The following is a 23603-nucleotide window of genomic DNA, read 5'->3' as shown; positions in this document are numbered from 1 at the left end:
GGTGATATAGATGACAAGAGATTATATACCACGAATAGCAGATAAAATATTAAAAGAACGTCTTGAAGCCACTGGTGCTGTTTTAATTGAGGGTGCCAAATGGTGTGGAAAAACAAGAACAGCAATGGAAAACTCTAATAGTCAATTATTTATGCAAAATCTGGATAATAGAACATCTTATCAACAAGTGGCTGATGTGAAACCGTCATTGTTATTAAAGGGAGAAACTCCTAGACTTTTGGCTGAGTGGCAGATGGCACCGGTTTTATGGGATGCCGTAAGATATGCAGTTGATATGCGTGGAGAATTAGGACAGTTCATTTTAACAGGTTCAGCAGTACCACGTGATAATGTGGTGGAGCACACTGGAACGGGAAGAATTTCTCGTATGACAATGAGAACAATGAGTCTTTTTGAATCGAAGGAATCAAATGGTACAGTTTAGCTTGTTGATTTATTTAATGGGAAAACAAATATTGATTCGATGAGTGAATTAACTATTGAGCAGATTGCTTTAGCAATTGTTAGAGGAGGATGGCCTGCATCTGTAGGTCAACCAGAGAAAGTTGCTTTAAGGAACGCTATTGATTATGTTGAAGCTGTTATAAATCAAGATGTATCGGAAGTTGACGATATACAAAAAAATCCTGCAAGGGTTAGAGCTCTTATGCGTTCTTTATCAAGAAATATTTCAACACTTGCAACAATTAAGATATTGCATGATGATATAGCCGATGGTGACATTGGTGATAGTTTGTCAGAAAAAAGTATTAGCCAATACTTGTTGGCACTAGAACGAATATTTGTAATAGATAATATACCAGCTTGGAATCCTTCGTTACGTTCAAAATCAGCGATACGTACTTCTCCTAAAAGACAGTTTGTGGATCCTTCTATTGCTACTGCAATTATGGCAATGACACCAGAACGACTACTGGAAGATTTTAATTATTTTGGTTTTTTATTTGAAGCATTATGTTCAAGGGATTTAAAAGTGTATGCTGATTCTATTGATGGACAAATTTTCCATTTTAGGGATTCGAGTGGACTTGAATGTGATGCAATTATTGCTCTAAATGATGGAAGATGGGCTGCTGTGGAAGTGAAACTTGGTTCAAAGCTAGATGAAGCAGCAGAACACTTGCTTAAAATACGAGATAAAATAAATACTGATAAAATGAAAGAACCATCTTTTATGATGATTTTAACAGGTGGAAATTTAGCGTATCAAAGAAAAGACGGAGTTTTTGTGGTTCCCTTAGGGTGTTTGAAAAATTAGTTTTTATACAACAATATTCAATAATGTTCGTGTTTATCATTATAATATTATGTTATAATGTATTAGACATTATTTTGAGGGAGGTATTATAATGCGTATGAAAATTAAAAACATGGAAAACATTACGGTAATCTTTTTAGTAGTTGCTTTATTGTTTGGTGTGATTTCTGGAACAGTGATTAAAAGTAATGCAGTAACAACAGTAAAGTGGGAAGGTGATATAGATACTACCTGGTATGATGGTAATTCAGGAAGTACTACTTTTGAAATTGATACTGCCGAAGAACTTGCTGGCTTGGCTAAATTAGTAAATGAAGGAACAACATTTAGTGGGAAGACGGTTGTTCTGACAAATGACATTGATTTAGATAATATTGAATGGACTCCGATAGGAACACTTAGTAATTGGTATAATGTAAAAACATTTGAAGGGACTTTTGACGGAGGTAATTACAACATAAGTAACCTTTATATTAAAAATAGTAGCTCTTGGGGTCAAGGTTTATTTGGTTGTATAGCAGATGGTACCATTAAAAACGTGAATGTTACAGGAGAAATTTACGGAAGTGTATGTACAGCCGGAATTGTCGCTTATCTAGTTGCAAGCGAAGCAGATGTTACTGTCGACAACTGTACTTTTATAGGGAGTGTAAGTGGTAGTGAAATGGTTGGTGGAATTGTTGGATATGCGATAGAAACGAATTTAAGTGATGATGATTTTGGTGGCATGAACGAGGATAGTAGTTATGCATATAATATTGTAATTACTAATTGTACTAACTATGGAACTGTGGCAGGAACTTCTGCTCGAGTTGGAGGCATAGTTGGTATGGTTGGAAACTGTAGCACTAGTGTTGTAGAAAGCTGCAGTAATTATGGAGATGTATCAAGTACTTCAGCATATGTTGGAGGTGTGATAGGAATGATCTACAACAATTGTACAGTGAAAAATTGTAGTAATAATGCTACGGTTAAGGGGTCTCAACACGTTGGTGGTGTTATAGGGGAATTGAACGGAACAACAAATACAGAAAGTTGTGTAATTGACTGTACCAATACAGCTAGTGTAATTGCGACTTCTACAGGAAATTCATATGTTGGAGGAATTATTGGAAGGATATATACTAACAGTAGCTCTACAACATTAGAAATTTCAGGATGCTTTAACACTGGAGATATCACAGGAAATGGTGCTGAAGTTGGTGGAATTGCTGGGAGTATTGCAAATGGAGTAGTTACGTTGTCTGATTGTTTCAGTGAAGGGGATGTTGTAGGAGTATCTTCACTGGGAGGCATAGTTGGTAATGCTACAGAATCCAATCCGGATATTAAAATTGAGGATTGTTATTACAAAATTAATAATAACTTTGACACAAGTAGTAAAACAGACGGAGTAGGCTTGGAGGAATATGAATACGAGGAAAAACGTACTGTTTATCTTGATTCATTAAAAGAGCTTCCAAGCATTGAAGTTACAATAGAGGGTTGGGTGTTTGGTGCAACTGTGAATGAACCATCTTACAAAACTACGAGTGATGGAACTGATGTTTCTTATATTTACTATAGAGATGAAGATTGTTTAATAGAGGTAGAAGACATCACTTCTGCAGAAGGTGGAACTTACTATGTTAAGGCGGTAATAGAATCAACAGACAATTACTTGTCTGCTACTAGTGATGCATGTACCTTTGTTATAGAAGAGAAAGTGGAACAGGAAATGACTACAACAGGTAGTGTGGATATTTCAGTAGATGATGAAACGAAAGAACAATTACTTAATGAACTATTTACGGACTCTGATGTTTCAAAGAATTTGGAAATGAAGGTTTCTGTACAGGTAGATATTACTGATTCCGATGCCGTATCAGCTGAAATACAGGCTCTATTTGATGGGTATCTTTCTAATTATAATAGTACATTAAATAGTCAAGGTTTAATTGCAAGGCAAACAATGATCATGGAAATTTCAGTGATCAGAACATTTGGAGATGATGTGAGTGAAGTAACAAGTTTGACAACTCCTATAACTATCACTATCAGTATTCCGGAGGAGTATCAAAGTATGGATGCAACCTTCTTTATATTACGAAATCATAATGGCGTAATAACTTTATTAGAAGATGAGGATAATGATCCTACAACTATTACATTCACTACTGATTGTTTTTCTGAATATACGTTAAATTGTATTACTGCAGATGATAGTATAAGTGACATAGTGGGACAAGATACAGAATTACCTGAAGTGTCAACAGGAGACGTAAATGGTGTTCAGTTCTTAATGATCTTGTTGACATCCTCTATGCTTGGTTTTTTAGTAAGTAAGAAAAAGAAAGTATTATAAAATGAAAAAGTGCGTAACTTTCGTTACACACCAATGGAGCCAACTTAAGGTAATAACTTAGTTGGCTCTTTTTTGCGATAAAATTCATCTTGTAGTTAAGGAATATTATAGTTTATATTTATAATATATATATTTTATGTTATAATGTAGTTAAGAAAGAGGTGATTTTATGTTTTTAAGGGCTGTAAAAAATAATAAAGGAGATACATCTAAGTATTATTGTGCTTTAGTAGAATCATATCGTGATGGTGATACTCCTAAACATCGTGTTATTATCAACTTTGGGCTAGTTGATGGTGAAAGTGTTCCTTACTTAAAGGCTGCTTTCGCAAAAAAGAAACCACGTTTAGTTTATGATGAAGAATCGCGTAGTTAAGAAAGAGTTATCAAAACTTTTTTAAACTTCGATAAGATTATTCAGTCTTCCACTGTAAGAGAGCTTTCCAGAACAAATGCAACGGACTTTACGAGAAACCGTAATTTAACGCATTCAAAACTTATCTACTACTTTTTATCAAGATGCTCTGCCAATACAAATACAGAGCTCACTAACTTCTATGCATTAATGAACAATAAGATGGATCGTGTTAGTAAGCAAGCTTTATATCAAGCGGCAAATAAACTAAACCCGAATGTATTTCATTATTTGATGAAGGAATTTGCGAAGTTGTTCTATCAAAGTTCATTAGTAAAAAAACATAAAGGTTTTATTCTTTTAGCTGAAGATGGGACTACAATACAAATTCCTTATAGTTTACATAATATCAATGAATTTAATTTCTCCCAGTCTAGAACGGTACAAACAATATATGACGTTAAAACTGTCGTTTCTAAATCTGCTGGACTATATGATGTTACCAATGGTTTGTTCCTGGATTTTTCTATGGAACAAGCAAAATGTTCTGAAACTCCTTTAAGCTTTCGACATTTATATCATACTAAAAATATCCTAAACAATAATAAAGTCATTTACTTAGCGGACAGGTACTATGGATCGGTAGAAATCATTTCTACGTTAGAATCCTTTGAGTATAACTACTGCATTCGAGGGAAATCATACTTTTATAAAAAAGAAGTAGCTGCTATGACCGGTGATGATGAGTGGATTCATGTAAATGTAGATAAAAAATGGGTGAAAAGATTTCGTTACTCTTCAGAAGCTATACAATTAAGAGAAGAAAATCCCATAATGAAAATCCGTGTAGTAAAATCAAAATATGTGTATCAAAATAAAAAAGGAGAAGATATAGAAAAGGAACTATTATTCTTTACCAATTTAAGCGAAGAGACGTTCAGTACTCAAGGAATTATTGATTTATATACAAAACGATGGGATGTTGAAGTGAGTTATAAAACATTAAAGTCAACAATGGAATGGGAAAGGTCAATTAGTTGTAAATCGAATATAACAAAATGTTGTATCTATGGAAAAATATTATTCTTTAATATTGTTGGTGTAACCCGTAAACATATAAATAATGTACTACTTCAAAAGAATGAGAAACAGTATGCCATTAATATTACACAATTAATTATTCTAGTACGATCCAACCAACTAGTGTTTAACATGTACAAGCAGCGAAGGAAGAAGATAATAGAACTAGTGGAGAATATCTTAATAATAGTGGACAAAATAAAAGTGCCTACCCGCCCTGATAGACACAATCAAAGATGGGGCCGAATTATAGTCGGTGCCATCAAATACAGGTTTACGCTTGATGGAAGAAATCATCCTAAGCTATTAGCTAAGAATGGTTATCATCAAACGATAAAACCGTAGTTAAGAACTAAAATTATTATAACATAAGAATATTTGAAAAAATAGCGAGATTTCATAAGGGGGATTATGCGCTTTTTTTAGTTAGGGGAGTCATAGTGAAAATAATTGAGTAAAATCAAAAAAGAGCCAACTAAGGTATTACCTTAAGTTGACTCCATTGGAACTACTTATTGTAGTTCTTGTATTGATTGCGGTTATCTTAAAAAGATAACTAACGCCTAATATCTACTTAACTCCAACGATTAGTTCGAAAGAACGGAAAAAGAGATCCCCGAAGATCTCTTTTTCTTTGGCATATCTACTTACCTCGTAAATAGTATACCCATTTTTGACGAAGAGTCAATAAAATTAGTTTCAAAATATCTATTCTGTCTTCCAAATATGATAATGTCTTATTGTAACCAAAATGAATTTATCCTTTATTATAATAGAGAAGTGTGTAACGGTTGTTACACACTTTTCGTAGTGCCTTTTTTAAATTCAAAAGTATCAATAACTTTTAGATTCAATCTTTTGGCATAAGCTTCTAAGGGAGAACTCCAAGATTTTCACATATATGTCAAATGATACCGTCTTTATGGGATGTTATGAAATATGCGATAAATCATGCAGAAGTAGTTATAAATCAGGATATATCAAATGAATAAATACTAGCTTGAGCACATTCAAATATAGTTACAGAATTATCATTGAAAAGATTATTTTAATTAGGAGAATATGTTATAATATTATCAGTCGATGGAGGAAAATAGTATGACTAAAGATGTATTTTGTTGGAGGTCGAGTTTGAATTAGGAGGATTGATTATGGAACTACTTATTGTAGTTCTTGTATTGATTGCGGTTATCTTAAAAAGATAACTAACGCCTAATATCTACTTAACTCCAACGATTAGTTCGAAAGAACGGAAAAAGAGATCTTGCGGATCTCTTTTTTCTTTGGCATATCTACTTACCTCGTAAATAGTATACCCATTTTTTGGCGAAGAGTCAATAAAATTAGTTTCAAAATATCTATTACTGATTAACTTATGATAATGTCTTATTGTAACCAAAATGAATTTATCCTTTATTATAATAAAGAAGTGTGTAACGGTTGTTACACACTTTTCGTAGTGCCCTTTTTAAATTCAAAAGTATCAATAACTTTTAGATTTAATCTTTTAGCATAAGCTTCTAATTGATCATATTCTTCTTTGCATAATTGTTCTGGTGCATGAGCATCTAAGCCTAAAACAACAGGTACTTCTAGTTCACTTACAATCTTCCAAAATTCATCATGAGGGTATGGATAACGTTCATGATCTCCAATTTGTTTTAAACCACGGCGGAAACCACCAGCATTCACTTCTAGAGGGACATTGTTTTTTAAAGCACTGTGACAAATGTCTCTTGTGATTTTTTGACATGTTTCATTGAACTCTGCTTTTGTTGACATAAATAAATCAGGATGACAGAAATAACTAAATAATCCTGTATCCATGGCATAACATGCATTTTGTCCATAACGGACCAAACTAGCGTCATCACTAATACGTAAGTAATAGCGATCCATGCAGTTGTAACGATCATAATGAAGACCTAATATTAAATAATCTACTTCTTTGTTATCTAATAAAGATTGAAAGTAATTAGCATATTGAACAAACCATTCTGCTTCAAAACCAGCATATATAGTCATTTGATCTTTATATTTTTCTTTTAATTCTTTTATAATTTGAAGATGTTCATTTTTGGTACGATAAGGTAAACGACTACCAAATCCATCTGCTACAATCCATTTTGTTAAGAATTTTGCAGCAAAGATAGAACGAACATATCCAAATGAGCGAATCATAAAGAGTCTAAAATAAGGTAGTGGAGAATGGCAACTAATACCAATCGTATCTAAACCGGATGCAATTGCTTGTACTACCATGTCTTCTTCACTACCACTAGCATGACCACAACGATAGGTATGAGTGTGATAATTTTTCTTCATTTAACAATCCTTCTTCTTTCCTTTTTTAAACTCAAAAGAAGGGATGACAGTTAAGTTCATCTTTTTAGCATAGTTTTCTAAATCAGCTACTTCTTTTTTTGAAAATTCATTAGGGTTATGACTGTCTAAACCTAAAACAACAGGAGCCCCCATTTCTCCAACAATCTTCCAAAACTCATCATGAGGATAAGGAAGACGTGTTTGATTTCCGATCTTTTTAATACCTCTTCTAAAGCCGCCTTCATTTATTTCTAATGGAATATTGTTCTTAATAGCACATGTACAAATATCTCTTGTGATTTGAACACATGTTTCATCGAATTCTACTGTTTCTGCCATAAATAAATCAGGATGACAAAAATAACTATAAAGACCAGTCTCCATTGCGAGACAAGCATCTTTTCCATAGTTTTCAATTCCTTCTTTATCTAAAGCAAAACCATTGTAACAAGCATCACAACAAATTTTATGAAAATGATTTCCTAATATTAGATAATCAACTTCTTGATTATCTAATAAACTTTGATAATAATCCAAATATTCTTCAAAGTATTCTGCTTCAAAACCTTGATAGATAGTAATTTGATCTTTATATTTTTCTTTTAGTTCTTTGATAATTGATAAATGTTCTTTTTTTGAGGGATAAGGCATTCTTGTACCTAATCCATTGAAACAAAACCAACGGAATAATGTTTTGGCATTATCAAAGGATGATAGATAAGGTACCCCTCTTAATAAATGCTTACGGAAGTTAGGTAATGGTATATGGCAAGACATTCCTAAGGTTGTAAAACCACCTTCCATAGCACCTAGAATCATTTCTTCTTCACTCCCTGTGGCATGGCCACAGCGGAATGTGTGAGTATGATAATTTTCTTTCATATATTACTATTTCCTAGGAAATACAACTATTATTGACATTTGCTAGCAGCATTTTCAAGTATTTTGATTTGTGCTAGTATCTGTTCTTTAGTAATTGTTGGTTCTTTTTTATTAATGATAACTTCATATAAATCATCATATGTTCGGCCATAATCACTACTACATGTTGTAACAGTTTCTTCTTTTATTTCACCACATTCATCAACATAAGTAAGAACACCATAATGACTTAATGTATCTTTACCAAAATCAGGACTACCAGGCATATAAAATAATTTTAAATGTTCTTCTTGGCGATCAATTGTTTGTTTTACAAACATACCATTTGTACCATAAACCACAAAACTAGGACGCCCTTTTATTCTAAAATAACTAGAACGAATAGAAACTTTAAAAGATTCATAGATAAAATCTAAATCAAAATAATCTCCATAACGATTAGGACCTAAGACTTGTTTCATATCACTAACTACTTGTTCAGGTTGACCAAATAAAGCAATAGCTTGATCTACTGTATGACTACCATGAGCATAAATAAAATTATCAAATCTTTTATATTCATGAATACCTTTCGATACTTCAGGTCTAAAATAATCATAATTCATTTCTACTTCAAAAACATCTCCTAATTTACCACTTTCTAATACCTTTTGAACAGTTAAATAATCAGAATCATATCTTCTATTTTGATATGTTTGTAAATGTAATCCTTTTTCATCAGCAAGATCAAATAATTCCTTTGCTTCTTTATATGTTTCTACAAATGGCTTTTCACATAAAACATTTTTACCATGTTCTAACGCTAATTTAGTATACTCATAATGTGTTTGACTAGAAGTACTGATTACTAATACTTGTATTTCATCATCATTTAATAACTCATCAATGTTATCAGTATAATGAACTCCTTCTATTCTATTCCAATCTCTCTTTGTTAAATCTCTTTGATAAATACTTTTAATATGAATGGAATCTCTACCTACAATAAAAGGTAAATGATATCTATTAGTACTCTTCCCATTACCAATAAAACCTATTGTCATCATAATGTTACTACCTCCCTTTTTTAATACTATACCACAATTATCAAATGAGTAGAAATATTTTCATATTTTGTTCTATTTGTGGTATAGTATTAAAAGTAAATAAAGTGAGGTTTTATATGGATATAGGAGTTATTATTAATCAAATGGTTCAATTGTTTTTAGTGATTGGTGTAGGATATATATTAAATAAACTAGACATCTTTGATACACTCTTAAATAAGAAGTTATCTACCTTATTACTAAGTGTAACAACACCTTGTTTAATACTTAGTTCAGTTATTACAAGTAGTGACTATGCACCAATGAATGAAGTAGTAGTAATGTTATTGATAACAATAGCGATGTATACATTATTACCTATTTTTAGTTTCTTTTTAGTAAAGTTACTAAGAATACCAAAAGAAAAACAAGGATTATATATGTTTATGACTGTTTTTTCTAATGTAGGGTTTATGGGTTTTCCAGTAATAGAGTCTATTTTTGGAAGTGAAGCTATTTTTTATGCAGCTATTATTAATATGGGATTTAATTTAATGATTTATTCAGTAGGTGTATTGATGATGAATTATGGAACAAAAAGACATACTAGAATTGAATTAAAAAGTCTCTTAAGTCCTGGTGTAATAGCATCTTTATTAGCGTTTTTCTTTTATTTAACAAGAATATCTGTACCTAGTGTTATTGGAGATACAGTTGCCTTAATTGGAAGTATTACTACTCCCATTGCAATGTTACTAATAGGTTCTACACTAGCAACCATACCAGTAAAAGAAATCTTCAGTGATTTTATTATTTATCCTTATACCTTTATTAAACAAATTTTATTACCAGTAGTTGCTTTTCCATTATTATCTTATTTTGTAAAAGATACTTATATATTAGGAATTAGTTTTATCATACTAGCAATGCCTATTGCTAATTCAGCAGTCTTATTTTCTATTGAATATGATGGAGATGTAGATACTGCTTCTAAATCAGTATTTCTAACTACATTAGTATCCGTAATTACAATACCATTATTAGTTTATTTTTATCTATTATAGGAGGTAAATATGAAAGGGAGAAAACCAAACATATGTGTACCAGTAGTAGCTACTACTAGTACTAAGTTAGTTCATGATATCAAAGAATTACAAGTATTGGATTTTCAAATTATTGAAATACGTATTGATTATTATGAAGATATAGATGATTTAAAAAAGATGCAAGATTTATTAGATACGATTGATTCTATAAATCATAAAGAAATTCTATTTACTTATCGATCTAAAATAGAAGGTGGAAATATCTTACTAGAAGATACTTATTTAAAAGAAATGATAGCTGTCATCAGTAAACATCCATCTATTACTTATGTTGATGTTGAATTTAATTGTGGTATACGGGATGATCTAATTGATATCATTCAATCAAATAACAAGCAAGTTATTTTATCAAATCATAATTTCAAATCAACACCACCCTTACTAGAAATAGAAACTTTATTAAAAGATATGGCAACAACAAAAGCAAATATTGTAAAGGTAGCTTTTATGCCATTAAATAAAGAAGATGTTCTTTATTTAATGCAAGCTACCTTGAGTGCAAAACAATACAAGAAACCAATTATTTCGATGTCAATGGGTCCAATAGGTGCAATCAGTAGATTGGTTGGAGAATTCACAGAAAACTACCTAACATTTGCAATGCATGAAGAGTCTTCTGCACCAGGACAAATCAACATAGACAATGTTAATAAAGCATTAGAAATAATCCATCAAGCAATGAAGACAAACTAAGATTTGTCTTTTTTTATTACAATTGCATATAATGCAATTGGGAGGTTTTTAATGATAATTAATGATAAAGAAATAGTAACTATATTTTATGAAGTTTATCAAAGATATTTTTATAATGAAGATATACATTTAGAAAATGTAAACTTCATTATAGGAGATTCGATGAAACTATATGTTCAACTGTTGTATAAAAATACGCATACTACAATGAATGTAATAAGTGATATTCAAATTAATAATCAATACATTATAATAAAACCAAAAGGAATAGTGAAGTATGGTTTTTTGCAGTTTGATCTATTAACTCTATTAAAAGAGTATCAAAATAATTATTTTATAATAAAAGAAGAACAATTATTAATTCCTAATCATTTTATAAAATCATTACAATATTACAATGGAACATTAGAAATATTATTAAAACAATCTTAATCAAGGATTGTTTTTTTTATGTGACAAAGTGTGATTTATATGTTTGTAAAAACGGAATAAGCGCTAATATTTAGGTATATCCGAAATGTGGCATGAAAGCTAAAAAAATATGTTTGAAAAGGTATGGTTTAGACAAGAAAAGACTTGGTATTGCTTTAAACAACGTGGTATAATTACCTAGATATAATATATCCGCAAATAATCAACACTATTTCCTACTTGGTAAGTAGGAAATGAAATGGTATAAAGTTGAAGGATTGTATTATAGTTGTTTTTAATATGTACAAAAAAGCATAATTTCAACAAATTGGTTGGTATAACCAATTAAATTAGTAGGAATTTTTGTATTTATTCTAAATTCACATACAAACAAATAAAATTCATATGGTAGTGTAAAGAATCTATGAAAAACACTATATAGAGTTGAGTTTAATGAATCATTTTTCTTTGAATGATGGAGAATCATGCAAAGAGTGTTAAATTTATGATTTTTCAAAATAGTCAACTTGGTTTAGTGATGAAAAAAGCCCTGAAAAGGGCGCAATGAGGGTATCGTTTTTTGATGAAGTAGTTCTAACTATGCTTGATGATATTGTGTACTTAACTCGATGAGCTTTATCCACTTATCTTGCATAAGCTTTGCATCTTGAAATAAATCATCTTGTACAGGTGTTTTATATCCAAGAGAAGAATGTGGACGTAAAAAGTTATGAAAGGCTACAAAGAGTGTCATGTATGAATTAGCACATTCTAATTTATCATAACCATTGGTACCATGATAGTTTTGTTTATAGGTTCTATTTAAGCGTTCTTCTATCTGTTTATAAGGACGATATTTCTTAGAAGTTTCATCTTTGTTTTTTACACCAATGACTTGTTGTAAATCAAAAGAGATACCATGAATTCCAAAGAATAACTGTGCTGCATTGTAGATGGGATTTCCATCTGCAATAAGTAATAAATCTTTTGGTATTTCCTTGTAATGAGCTAGACAGTCATAGATAGATTGACAAGCACACTTCGTATCACGAACAGGATAAATAGTATTTGAAGTAATGATTTTCTTTATAGGATCAGACCAAAAGAAAACATAGTGGTTTTTACCACGTACCTTAATGTAGGTTTCATCACCAGAAAGAATAGATCCTAGTTGATAAGGATACTTATCAACCATAGGTTTGATAATTGCGGACACACTTGTTGCATAGTTCATGATAGTTTGATGAGATATTGAAATACCATGTACTTGTTTAAAGATAAGAGCAGTCTTTCTAGAAGAAAGACCAAAGTTTACATGATACGTTAAAACAAGCCCTAAAACATTAGAATCATAGTGTATACGGGATAAATCAACAGGAGCATCTATCGTTTTTACTGTTTGTTTTAAGTTTTCTAGATTGAACTTAAATTCACGATAGTGATAACGGTAACGATATTCACCAGAAGATGTCTTAAGGTGTTCACCCATTCCCTTGGAGTGAAGTTCATTATTGTTTAAATAGTAAGAACACTTTCTATTAACACAACAATAAACAATATAATTGTTTCGATCATGTTGCTTATCTAATTTACATTTACAATGAGGACAGTAAATACCTGTTTGTTCAGGCAAACTAACCTTGGTAGAAAAAGTATTCTTACAACACTTACAAAGGAGTTGTCCTTGTTTGTTGTTGTTATAAATATAAGATGTAGGAGCACCACAAAAAGGACATACTCCTTGGAAAGTAAAACCTTCAGGATTTCTTCTTTTTACAGGTGTAATAGCTTGTTCTTTTAAGATATCTCCAAAGGATAATTGTTGTACTATTTCTCTTTGGAATAGTGGTGGTGAATCAATAGTGAAGTCGGCATAAGGAATCGTAGTATCTTTTGTCTTCTTTAAGCGAGATACTTCCTTTTTTAAAGATTGGATGATGTGATCATCAAAGTAAGAAGTTAACCATTGAATATGAGAAGAAGCTTCTTGTAAGTGATAGATAAAATCATCGGTATTTAATAAGTCACTCAAAGATGAAGGAATATGCTTTAGAAGAAGCAAAGATTCAATATATTGAGAGAATTTGAAATTAGATTTAGAAAAGCTATTTAAATTATTTAGAATAGATGTTATACTGTCCATGGTGAGATTTCCTTTCTGCTTTTGGTGCAACTTAAGTATAACATGGAAATCTCATCATTTTTAGTATAAAGATAAAAATGATGAGTCAGTGTAGGTGTATACAGTGACTTTTTTTACTGTTTATATAGAACAAACAGGGTAGATGCGTTTGTATCAGTTTTACTGATTTTTGACACTACCATTCATATTAGGGGGAGAACAGTATGATAAAAACGATGATGAAAAGTAAGTCAGGAATGCTAACGATATTTGGTATTCTACTAACAACAGTAGCGCTTGTTGGTTTTGGAGTGTATTATAGTAACTCACAAATTCAAGCGTTCGAACAAGGAGGGTATATTGTAACTGCCAATAGTCAGGCAGAATCTTTTGTGTACGAATTTTCTACAGGAACAGAATATTCTGATACATTAGGTGATACAGTTACCTTTAATGACATTCAAGAGGAAGTTGTCCAAGTAGACAAAGAAAATTTTGTCTTTTTTGATGATGGTTCTATTACTGCATTAACAGAAGGTGTGGTATTGGATGTAGAGGATGTAAAGAATGACAATTATATCAATAATTACAGTCTCCCAGCTGGTATGGTTGTTGAAACAACAGCGAATGGCTATGAAATTTTAAATAGCACAGAAACGGTTGTGATTGATGAATTATTTTGGAAAATTTCTGATACTAGTTATTTACTATTAGTAGACAATATGTCAGTTGTTTTTAGTGAAGATGATATCCGTAGTGTGGAAGGATATGTTTTGATCAATTATATTGATACAGGTGTTATCCAACTTATTACAGAAGAAAATATTTGGCAAACAGTTTCTACTACTGCATATATCGTAACTGATAATGGAGCAGTGTTTAATTTATATGATCAATTAATTGAATATGATGGTTCACAAATGTTGTTCTCTAAGTTAGTAATTGATGCAAATGATAATATTGAATTATCAGAATTAGAAACAATGACACAAACTTTACCTACTTTTGATATTACTGGTGAAGATGGAGATTCTGGAAGTTCTGGTACAAATGGGGATATTGGTTCTACTGGATATTCTGGTTCTTATGGTTCTAATGGTGCCTATGGAAATGATGGAGATGATGGTGAAGTCGGAGATGATGGTGACGAAGGTGATGAAGGAGAAAGCGGAAGCGATGTTCTTTATGAATCTACTCAAAACACAGATATCCCTTCTATATCAGTTACAAGCTGGGATGTTGATGCTACTGGTATATCTGGTACGTATGAAGTAACAGATAGTAGTAACATGATGACTAGTGATTACTTAACTATTTTAATTTATGAATCTGGAACAGGAGAAGTTATTTCTGTTGTGAATAATGCGAATGGTATTGAAGATACTGATTTCTCACCATATGGAAGTAGTGTGTTCTATAACTATGAAGATTTAGAACCTGATACAGAGTATACTTTAACAATCGTAGGGAATTACGAAATGAATGGAAGTACAGTAACAAGAGAATTTGTTTCAAAAGTATTCTATACGGATTCATTAGGGCTTGTTTTAAGTAAAATAGCAGTAGATACTGATAGCATTGAGATTCAAGTAGAACAACAAGATTACTCTGCTGCAACTAGCGTTATAGTATACTTGTTAACAGAAGAAGAAAGTGCACAAGGATTTAACCCAACAACAAATGATTATGTAAGTGAAACATATAGTTTAGATGATTTTACAAAAGATTCATTTACTGTAACTTATGATTCAGAGACTAAATTTAGTGATGGGACTACTTTGATGTCAGATACTACATATGTGGTACGTATCGTTGCAGATATAGATAGTGAAACTTATATTAGTCAACAAGGTTTAACTATTACCACTTTAAAGACAACTCCTGTTATTACAGGTAGTGCTTATGCATTAACTAATAGAGATAGTTGGTCATTTGAATTGTATGGATGTACTGTGGTTGATATAGATGATGCAATCATTTCATATACATATAGCGTATACAAGATTGTAGGTACGGAATCAGTTTTAGTTCGTACTATAGAAGTGGACCCATCAGCTAGCACTAGTGCAACTCAATTATATATTGATGGGCAAGATATTGAATCAGGAGTAGAATATTACTTTGAAATATCAGCATTATATACAGATAATGAAAAATATGTAGAAGTTTACTGTGCGACTTCGGCACCGTTCTCAATTACCGGAACTCAAACACCAACAGTATACTTTGAGGAAATTAATACTGAATATGAAAGTTTCTCTGGTTATTTAAATGTTGTTACAAATGGGGCAAGCGTAGAAGTTAGTACAAGTAATCCGTTATATGTTTCTGTTGAGTGTGAAGGTATTTATAGTGATACAATTACTTTAACAGATCCTGGGGCAAATGTTCTAGATACTGATAATAAGTCATTCTTGATTAGTGAATTGGGATTGGTTGCAGACAAAGTGTATCGTCTGGATGTTTATGGATATGTCGATGTTGGAGATGAACAAGATCCTGAATATATGTATATTGGACACGTTGTAGTGTCAACCGATGTAGCCCCTACTGTTTATGCTTCATGGACAGAGGGAACAAATACATCAACTACATTCTCTATTAATTTACAACTATACGACTATCAAAGTGCTGAAACAATAACAGAGTTCACATCAAGTTCTATAGAGTATAAAACATTAACACAAATTACATTAAAATTATATTCATCTGTAGATAAAACAATTTTAATAAAAGAAATTGTTATTTCTGATGATTATTTGGAAGATGAATACACGTCTTCTCTAGCGGCCTTATTTATGGATAATAAGTACGAAATCACGCCGGAAACATTTGAAATGACTAGTGCAGACTTCACGACAAGTAGTGAGTACTATATTGAAATAGAAGCTATATATGATTATACACGTTTAATAGAGTCTATAAATTCAGCAGGTTATGCAAATCAATTTAATGTAATAAACTCTGGATCGACGGTAACGGTTCGTGAATTACCTCCTGAATTACCATCTGTAGATTTGTTAGATCAACAGATTACGGCATTACCTATTTATAATTATCAAGCAGAGAATTATGGATATGAAATTGATGCAGACTTAGCAAGCAGTGCAATTATAGGATATACATTACAATTTAATTATTTAAATTCATCTCGATTAGCGAGTTCAGTAACTATCTATGGATTTGATTCTATAACTTATGAAGGTGCAGCTGCCGATAGTGATACTGACACAACAGGTACATCTAGTCTTATTTATGATAATGGCTTAATAACAAATGAAAATGGAACCTGGGATTATAGTGCGGAAGTAGCGGTTTCATCTGACTCTTATTTCTTACCAGATATTGCAGTTATATTTGGTGCTGATACAATTACTTCTCCTGATGAGGGGACTGTGTATGGAGGATATACTATCTTATATTCTGATACATATTCAGAGGATTCTCTATCAAGAGGTAATTACTATTACTTTACATATGTTGTAGAATATTACGATAACACAGCAAGTGATACCAAAATTTATCCATACGAATACGCTGATTTTGCTGATTTATCTTTATCAGACCAAGCAGATTACGTATTGAATTCAGGTATTAAAGACACACCTAGAGCAACAGCAGAATTATATGCTTACGTATATGATCAATCTAGTACGGAAACAGATATAAGATATGCAATAAAAGATACAGATGGAACATTAAGTACGTCTTCTACTGTGACTGGAACTTCGAATACTTATTCTGGGACGATACCAGAAAATTTGATTGATGGTAGTGTGAATTACGAAGAAATAACAATAGAATCCGGTTTATCAGGGATTGATTATTATACATTAGCAGTTTCACAAAACTTATATGAGTCAGAGTATGGTAAATATAATACGGTTTCCATTAATTTACCACTAGATAGCTCAACAAAAGTTAGTGAATCTGATTTATCAGCAATAACATTTAGTGCTTCTGCTGATCAAGACACAAATATTGTTACCGTAGATTTTAATATAGATGACTTAGTATCAAATGGAACGCTAAGCACTGCTATTTCGAATAAAATTATAGGTGTTGAATTAACATTTGATAATACTAGCAATATTGTGACTCTTTATAAAACATTGGACAGTAATGCTTATAGAACAACGTTATCTTTTTCTGAATTAGAAAGCGTAGTTGGTAATAGCTCAATTAGTGTTAGTGCAAAAGTAATATATGATACTGGATATATTTCATGGTCAGAGTATGAAACAACAAATGCGGTGGCGTATCAAATGTACGAGACTGGATCTTCAAGTTTATCAACATACTATATGTACAATACAACACAAAATAGTATCGGAACAGGCTCTAGTTCAGCCACTGGTTCGTTATTTAAAGCAACAGCTACAACTAGCTTGAGTGCTTTATCTAAAACAACATCGATTGTTACTACTTACCAATCTGAATTTAGCTCTAGTGGAATAAATTACACAAATCGAATCTCAATGACAACAGGTGGTTTGTTATCTACTAATACATTAGATACAACTAATCAATATTATTTAGTAGCTAAAAAAGTAGCATCCCAATCTATAAGTCAATCTGCTTCATTATCCATATCAACGATCACACCTTCTATCTCAGTAGTTAAATCAGATGCAACTACAACTACTGTTACTTTGGAATCTGTAGTGATATCAGGGACTGATTATATCACATCAAATTTAATATACTTTCAGGCAGTGAATCAAGCTGATACAAGTAAGGTTACTTATATACAATATGATATCTCTCAATGGCAAAATGGAAGTAATATTGACTTAGCGTTAGAAGCAGGTACGACATATCGTATTTATGCTTATACTATCGATGCTAATGATGATACTAAGAAAATTTACCTGTTAAAGACAGGGGATGAAACAGTAGGTAACTGGTATGTGGAAGTTACAACAGATGATTATGTGACTATCACACCAACCTCAACACCTATCACTTTTGCTTATTCAAGTTATGAGACTCATGAAATGATTCTTACATATAGTATTTCACAAACAACTAATATGAGTATTGAATATAGTATTAAAGATAAAACTGGTCAGGTAGTAATGACGTATGCACAAATGAAATCTGCTGGTATGCTAGGTGACGGTATTACACAATCAGTTGATTATGTGACAACGATGACTGATACATTTGATTTAAATGCGAATGACGGTGATACAACAAATAGTGAATCGTACTTAGATTATTTAACACTAGGAGAATCTTATTACTTATGCATTGATATTTATAGTACAAACATTCTAGATGAAGATGGTAATGAAATTAAGACTTCTATAGTAGAGGATGGGAAGTCTTACGATATTGAATTTGTTTTACCTTTATTAGAGGAACCTGGTGTTTCTACATATGGATGGGTAAATGACGAAGATGTTTATTTTAAAGTCTTTGTTAATGATGCATATAAAGTGTTAATGGATAATGATACATATACTGTAAAAGTTTATCGTTTAGATGAAACTGGGACAAAAACAGAAGTAGAATTAGAAGATGACACTTATACTTCTGGATCGTCTTATACGATTAAGATAGCAGGTGGATTTACCGAGGATTATTTAGGTGTTACTTATATGATAGAAGTAATAGCGAATATTGATGTAAATCATGATGGTGTTGTGGATACAGAAAACGGAACTGTGTTAGAAGCAACAACAATGACAACCAATTCGGATAATAGTGTTTCGATAGGTGATAGTAGTGTACAAAGTAATGCTACTGACTCTACAAAAATACAATTAGTATTTAATGGGGCATATCGTATTAATGAAATTGATGCTATAGAATATTCTATTATTAACTCTGAAGGACAAAATGTATCTAGTGGCGTTATTGATAACTCAAGTGGGGCTTTATTCACGAACTTAGATGTTTCCTATTATGTACTTGATTTACCAGCGGTATTAAGAACGGTTGGTATGCATAGTATCAAGGTTGTATATTATACAGGTTATTATGATAAAGATGGAAACATATCAGATAGTCCAACAATTATAGATGAAAAATCTTACACATATTACTATCAATAGAAAAGAGGAATGGAAATGAGAAAATTAAATAAAAAAGCTATCGTTTCTATCAATGTTTTTATTGGTATGGTAGTGATAATACTGGGAGGGCTAGCAGCAGTAGTATATATGGTTGCAAGTCAGGAAAGTACAGTATATGCATTTAGTGCAGAAACAATGTTTTATGATGAAGATAGTACACCATTCTATGTCTCAACTGACTGTGTTTTAGAACAAAGTTGGTCAGGAGATTATGAGGTGACAGACGAAAATGGTATCGTGTATTCTTTAGGAGAACACACGATAGCATATAGTCAAGGTATGATTACTGTTTTTGGTGGTGGATATGCGATTGATGAAGATAGCAATGCATTACTATTAACAGATGGTTATTTGATAGAAAATTTACAACAAACTAGTTTTTATAAATTAGATGACCGTTTATATTTATTTGTAGATAGTGTTATTCAAGATTCAGAAGAATTATTTATTACAACTGGATTTGTAATGGTATACATGGATACTTCTGGTAATGCTGAAATTACAAATTCTGAAATAAATATTAAAACAACAAAACCAACAGTATTGTTAAGTGAAAAAATCTCTTTCGATATTGCAAATGAATTAATGGTTTATAACTCAAAAGAAGTAGTTCTAAGTACAATTATTGGTACAACAAACACTTATGATGATACGTTATATAAAGATGTTTATGAAGAAGATACTGCCGATGAAATCGTACTTGATATCACAGGTGGTGATGGTGGTACTGGTGGTACTGCTGGAGACGGTGGTAGCGGTGGTACTGGTGGTACTGGTGGTACTGGTGGTACTGGAGGTACCGGAGGCGATGGTGCTGACGGTGGTACTGGTGGTACTGGTGGTGATGGTGGAGACGGAGGAGACGGTAGTGCCGGCGAGTTCGTGGATACATTTAAAGCTATTATGTTAAGAGGAGTTACTACAACAAGTACAACATTTGATGTTTCTTATTATGTGAACGATCCATATGGTCAGTACGGTATGATTTATTTAGCGTTATTACCGGGCAGTGCAGATACGGATGATATTGGAACTGATGATCAAGACATTATACAAATGCAATATTTGTCACAGTATGATACATCATTTACATTTAGCTCACTTACACCAGATAGTCAATATCAAGTTGTTCTAGGACATATTTTAGAAGAAAATGGAACATCTGTATATTATGTGGATGATGTTATAAAATCAACTACATCAACGGCTTCTAATGAGTTAACTCTTGTTCGTCAAACAACAGATGGCTTATATTTACAGGTTCAATTAGATGATTATTATGGAGCATCAAATGCATATGTATCGGTAGTTGGAGAAAATGTTGAGGGGACAGCCGTATCAACAATAGAAACTGATATTAACAGTTCCACAGCTAGTTCTAGTACTGGAGAAACGATATATATTGCTTATAGTGATGACACAACTGGATCATTTAGTAATTCTGAAGTAATTACTACAGTGGTAATAACAGTTTATGTGGAAGTAAATGATGAGTATACAGCGTTAATGACTTATAAAACATCATATGTATTAAACTAGAGTTTTAAGAATGTACAAGAGGGAGAAATGATATGGAAGAAATTATGGTAGCGGTATTTAGTTCAATAGGTTGGATGGTAGGTTTAGCTTTCTTAGGAGTAGGTATTTGCTTAGGTTTATTAGGGTCAAAATCAGCTGAAGCAGTAGGGAGAAATCCAGACACAAAGAATGATGTAATTCAATCAGTAATGGTTGTTGCAGTTGTTTTAACAGTGTTATTACTGTTATTATTCGCATTTGTGTTCTTACTGTTATTCTTTAATCCATTATTATAATTAATATGGAACTTATAGCGATGATTTTTGTAGTTGTCATCATGACAATCTTTGTCACTTTGGCAATTGCAAGAATCAAAGAACAATTAGGAATACAAATAAGCAAAGATGTTGACCGATTAGCAGTATATTATGATGCTATTTTAGATAACAAAAGCAAAGAAATAGCTAAAAAAGAAGATGAAATAGAAGACTTAAATGATTTGTTAAATGTGGAGGTAGAAGAAGAAGTAGATTATGAAAAAAACAAGTATGTCATTATGAATGAAGGAAAGTATATTGATCAAAACTTCTTTACTGATTACAACAAGGTTAGAAATAATTTTTATGATTTTTCTAGAAATGAAGCTGGTGATAAAGCAACAGTTTTATCAAAAGCTAGAAAAGATATTAATGCACATGAGTTTAAGGAATTATTATCATTATTTAATTTTCATTTACAATACAGTATGCATACGTTGACTCAAGATGAACAATTAGAAATTATTCGTGAGGTAGTATCTAATTCAACAGGGAAAAGACGTATTTTACAAAGATATTTAGCACAACATGATTATTTTGAATTTGTAGATTTTATGAACTTTATTAGAGATTATATTTTCTATAATGATTCAAAAATAACTGTTGCTTCACATGAAGGAGAACCGTTAACAGAGGGTGAATTAAGAAATGTTTCTTATGTGAAAGATACTTCAATAGGAGAGGGTTACACAATAAGATATAGAGATAATCTATATGATTATAGTGTTTCAACGGGAGGAAAATATGAGTAATTACATGGATCAGATCATTAGTGATAAAATTAAAGAGATAAAAGAAGCAAAAAATATTTATGAAACAGGAAGAATTACTCGTATTCGTGACTATATTGTAGAGGTTGCAGGATTAGAAGATGCTTTCTATTTTGAGGAAGTTCGTATTGGAAATAAAGCGATAGGGTATGTATCAAATATTTCTACAAATACTGTCATTGTTTCGATTGTGAAGTTATATGATGATATTTATGTAAATGATGAAGTTTCAAGAACAAAAAAAGAGTTTGTTATGCAATATTCTTTGGATTCTATTGGTCATGTTGTTGATATTTTTGGTTTTAATCAATTGAATAAACAAAAATTTCAAGACTGTGTAGACTTTTCATTGAATACAAAACCAGTAACAATTATGGAAAGACGTGGTGTTACAAGACCTTTATATACAGGAATAGCAGGTATTGATTTATTGTATCCTATTGGTAAAGGACAACGTCAGTTAATTATCGGAGATAAAAAAACTGGTAAAACACAAATAGCGTTAGATGCTATTTTGAATCAAAAAGGGAAAGATGTTTTCTGTATTTATGTATCTGTTGGTAAAACAAAGAAATCAGTAAAAGAAATACATCAACAACTTGCTAGTAGAGGGGCAATGGAATATACAATTATTCTTGCTGCAACTAATGATGAAAAACCACCGGTTCTTTCATTAACACCTTATGGTGCATTCGCTATTGCTGAAAAGTATATGTTACAAGGTATTGATGTATTAGTAGTTATTGATGACTTAACACGTCATGCCGATGTACATCGTGAAATTGCTTTATATTCTGGAAAAGAACCAGGACGTGATGCTTATCCAGCCGATATTTTCTACGCTCATTCAAAAATGTTAGAAAAAGGATGTCAACATCAAGATGGTGGTAGTATTACAGTATTACCTATTTGTGAAACACGTGGTGGAGATATCACAGATTATATTTCAACAAATATTATTTCAATTACAGATGGACAAGTTGTGCTTTCTAAAAAGAGTTATGACAAAGGACAAAAACCAGCGATTAACTACGGATTGTCTGTATCCCGTTTAGGTGGGGCAGTACAAGAAAAAGATGTAAAACGTGTTGGTACAAAAGTTCGTCGTGAATTACTTTCTTATTTGGAAACTAGAGAAATTTATGAACTAGCAAACATTGACGAAATGGGTGAAGAATTACAAAAGAAACTTCGTCAAGGACAAGAGTTATTAACAAACTTTACACAGTATAAATTCACTCCTATTGATCCAGATTTCATGGTGCAAAGATTCGCTGCAATTATTGAGGAATAGTT

General features: G+C 31.7%; 17 protein-coding genes. 13 read left to right on the top strand and 4 right to left on the bottom strand.

Features of this window, described 5'->3' with window-relative positions:
• The first annotated feature begins 10 nt into the window (after positions 1 to 10).
• The 5 genes from LRR82_RS08165 to LRR82_RS08145 all read left to right on the top strand — a co-directional run bounded on the left by LRR82_RS08165 (position 11) and on the right by LRR82_RS08145 (position 5403).
• Entirely contained in the window at positions 11 to 445 is a 435-nt protein-coding gene (locus LRR82_RS08165; RefSeq protein ID WP_249028940.1) for an AAA family ATPase, read from the top strand.
• A gap of 39 nt (positions 446 to 484) precedes the next feature.
• A complete protein-coding gene (locus LRR82_RS08160; protein WP_249028939.1) occupies positions 485 to 1279 on the top strand; it encodes an ATP-binding protein in 795 nt (264 codons plus the stop codon).
• A gap of 91 nt (positions 1280 to 1370) precedes the next feature.
• Positions 1371 to 3623: an autotransporter outer membrane beta-barrel domain-containing protein gene (locus LRR82_RS08155; RefSeq protein WP_249028938.1), complete on the top strand. Its 2253-nt coding sequence runs from the start codon at positions 1371 to 1373 to the stop codon at positions 3621 to 3623.
• 169 nt (positions 3624 to 3792) lie between these two features.
• Positions 3793 to 3999 (top strand): 2-C-methyl-D-erythritol 4-phosphate cytidylyltransferase, encoded by a 207-nt coding sequence (locus LRR82_RS08150; RefSeq protein ID WP_249028937.1) that lies wholly within the window; start codon positions 3793 to 3795, stop codon positions 3997 to 3999.
• Positions 4000 to 4008: 9 nt separating this feature from the next.
• Entirely contained in the window at positions 4009 to 5403 is a 1395-nt protein-coding gene (locus tag LRR82_RS08145) for an IS4 family transposase (protein ID WP_318031853.1), read from the top strand.
• 1098 nt (positions 5404 to 6501) lie between these two features.
• Here LRR82_RS08145 and LRR82_RS08140 read toward each other — a convergent pair.
• Genes LRR82_RS08140 through LRR82_RS08130 form a run of 3 tightly spaced genes read right to left on the bottom strand, consistent with a single transcriptional unit; the run spans position 6502 to position 9311 of the window.
• A complete protein-coding gene (locus tag LRR82_RS08140) occupies positions 6502 to 7383 on the bottom strand; it encodes a histidinol-phosphatase (protein ID WP_249028936.1) in 882 nt (293 codons plus the stop codon).
• Positions 7384 to 8265 carry a histidinol-phosphatase gene (locus LRR82_RS08135; RefSeq protein WP_249028935.1) on the bottom strand — a complete coding sequence of 294 codons (882 nt, stop codon included), beginning with the start codon at positions 8263 to 8265 and terminating at the stop codon, positions 7384 to 7386.
• 29 nt (positions 8266 to 8294) lie between these two features.
• Positions 8295 to 9311 (bottom strand): Gfo/Idh/MocA family oxidoreductase, encoded by a 1017-nt coding sequence (locus LRR82_RS08130; protein ID WP_249028934.1) that lies wholly within the window; start codon positions 9309 to 9311, stop codon positions 8295 to 8297.
• A 116-nt stretch (positions 9312 to 9427) separates the two neighbouring features.
• On the opposite strand from LRR82_RS08130, the gene LRR82_RS08125 reads away from it, so the two are divergent.
• The 3 genes from LRR82_RS08125 to LRR82_RS08115 are packed head-to-tail and all read left to right on the top strand — an operon-like array spanning position 9428 to position 11521.
• A complete protein-coding gene (locus LRR82_RS08125) occupies positions 9428 to 10354 on the top strand; it encodes an AEC family transporter (RefSeq protein ID WP_249028933.1) in 927 nt (308 codons plus the stop codon).
• Positions 10355 to 10363: 9 nt separating this feature from the next.
• Positions 10364 to 11089 (top strand): type I 3-dehydroquinate dehydratase, encoded by a 726-nt coding sequence (gene aroD / locus LRR82_RS08120; RefSeq protein ID WP_249028932.1) that lies wholly within the window; start codon positions 10364 to 10366, stop codon positions 11087 to 11089.
• 51 nt (positions 11090 to 11140) lie between these two features.
• Entirely contained in the window at positions 11141 to 11521 is a 381-nt protein-coding gene (locus LRR82_RS08115) for a hypothetical protein (protein ID WP_249028931.1), read from the top strand.
• 577 nt (positions 11522 to 12098) lie between these two features.
• Here LRR82_RS08115 and LRR82_RS08110 read toward each other — a convergent pair.
• On the bottom strand, positions 12099 to 13643 hold the full coding sequence (locus tag LRR82_RS08110; protein ID WP_249028930.1) for an integrase core domain-containing protein: 1545 nt from the start codon (positions 13641 to 13643) through the stop codon (positions 12099 to 12101).
• Between the two features lie 203 nt (positions 13644 to 13846).
• On the opposite strand from LRR82_RS08110, the gene LRR82_RS08105 reads away from it, so the two are divergent.
• The 5 genes from LRR82_RS08105 to LRR82_RS08085 are packed head-to-tail and all read left to right on the top strand — an operon-like array spanning position 13847 to position 23601.
• Positions 13847 to 19681 (top strand): hypothetical protein, encoded by a 5835-nt coding sequence (locus LRR82_RS08105; protein WP_249028929.1) that lies wholly within the window; start codon positions 13847 to 13849, stop codon positions 19679 to 19681.
• A gap of 15 nt (positions 19682 to 19696) precedes the next feature.
• Complete coding sequence (locus tag LRR82_RS08100) at positions 19697 to 21241, top strand: hypothetical protein (RefSeq protein WP_249028928.1); 1545 nt, start codon at positions 19697 to 19699, stop codon at positions 21239 to 21241.
• 32 nt (positions 21242 to 21273) lie between these two features.
• On the top strand, positions 21274 to 21516 hold the full coding sequence (locus LRR82_RS08095) for an ATP F0F1 synthase subunit C (protein WP_249028927.1): 243 nt from the start codon (positions 21274 to 21276) through the stop codon (positions 21514 to 21516).
• A 5-nt stretch (positions 21517 to 21521) separates the two neighbouring features.
• Entirely contained in the window at positions 21522 to 22289 is a 768-nt protein-coding gene (locus LRR82_RS08090) for a hypothetical protein (protein ID WP_249028926.1), read from the top strand.
• Positions 22282 to 23601 carry a hypothetical protein gene (locus LRR82_RS08085; RefSeq protein ID WP_249028925.1) on the top strand — a complete coding sequence of 440 codons (1320 nt, stop codon included), beginning with the start codon at positions 22282 to 22284 and terminating at the stop codon, positions 23599 to 23601. Before LRR82_RS08090 ends, LRR82_RS08085 begins: the two co-directional genes overlap by 8 nt.
• The last annotated feature ends 2 nt before the right edge of the window (positions 23602 to 23603 follow it).

Origin of the sequence: Tannockella kyphosi (genome assembly GCF_021054785.1) — a bacterium.
Classification (GTDB): domain Bacteria; phylum Bacillota_I; class Bacilli_A; order Erysipelotrichales; family Coprobacillaceae; genus Tannockella; species Tannockella kyphosi.
Note: the sequence above shows the minus strand (reverse complement) of the source record. Positions and strands in the feature narration are given on the sequence as shown.

Bases quoted from the DNA above. Each gene is read 5' to 3' on its own strand.
- LRR82_RS08165 (WP_249028940.1), top strand. From the start codon at position 11: ATGACAAGAGATTATATACCACGAATAGCAGATAAAATATTAAAAGAA.
- LRR82_RS08160 (WP_249028939.1), top strand. From the start codon at position 485: ATGAGTGAATTAACTATTGAGCAGATTGCTTTAGCAATTGTTAGAGGA.
- LRR82_RS08155 (WP_249028938.1), top strand. From the start codon at position 1,371: ATGCGTATGAAAATTAAAAACATGGAAAACATTACGGTAATCTTTTTA.
- LRR82_RS08150 (WP_249028937.1), top strand. From the start codon at position 3,793: ATGTTTTTAAGGGCTGTAAAAAATAATAAAGGAGATACATCTAAGTAT.
- LRR82_RS08140 (WP_249028936.1), bottom strand. From the start codon at position 7,383: ATGAAGAAAAATTATCACACTCATACCTATCGTTGTGGTCATGCTAGT.
- LRR82_RS08135 (WP_249028935.1), bottom strand. From the start codon at position 8,265: ATGAAAGAAAATTATCATACTCACACATTCCGCTGTGGCCATGCCACA.
- LRR82_RS08130 (WP_249028934.1), bottom strand. From the start codon at position 9,311: ATGATGACAATAGGTTTTATTGGTAATGGGAAGAGTACTAATAGATAT.
- LRR82_RS08125 (WP_249028933.1), top strand. From the start codon at position 9,428: ATGGATATAGGAGTTATTATTAATCAAATGGTTCAATTGTTTTTAGTG.
- aroD (WP_249028932.1), top strand. From the start codon at position 10,364: ATGAAAGGGAGAAAACCAAACATATGTGTACCAGTAGTAGCTACTACT.
- LRR82_RS08115 (WP_249028931.1), top strand. From the start codon at position 11,141: ATGATAATTAATGATAAAGAAATAGTAACTATATTTTATGAAGTTTAT.
- LRR82_RS08110 (WP_249028930.1), bottom strand. From the start codon at position 13,643: ATGGACAGTATAACATCTATTCTAAATAATTTAAATAGCTTTTCTAAA.
- LRR82_RS08105 (WP_249028929.1), top strand. From the start codon at position 13,847: ATGATAAAAACGATGATGAAAAGTAAGTCAGGAATGCTAACGATATTT.
- LRR82_RS08100 (WP_249028928.1), top strand. From the start codon at position 19,697: ATGAGAAAATTAAATAAAAAAGCTATCGTTTCTATCAATGTTTTTATT.
- LRR82_RS08095 (WP_249028927.1), top strand. From the start codon at position 21,274: ATGGAAGAAATTATGGTAGCGGTATTTAGTTCAATAGGTTGGATGGTA.
- LRR82_RS08090 (WP_249028926.1), top strand. From the start codon at position 21,522: ATGGAACTTATAGCGATGATTTTTGTAGTTGTCATCATGACAATCTTT.
- LRR82_RS08085 (WP_249028925.1), top strand. From the start codon at position 22,282: ATGAGTAATTACATGGATCAGATCATTAGTGATAAAATTAAAGAGATA.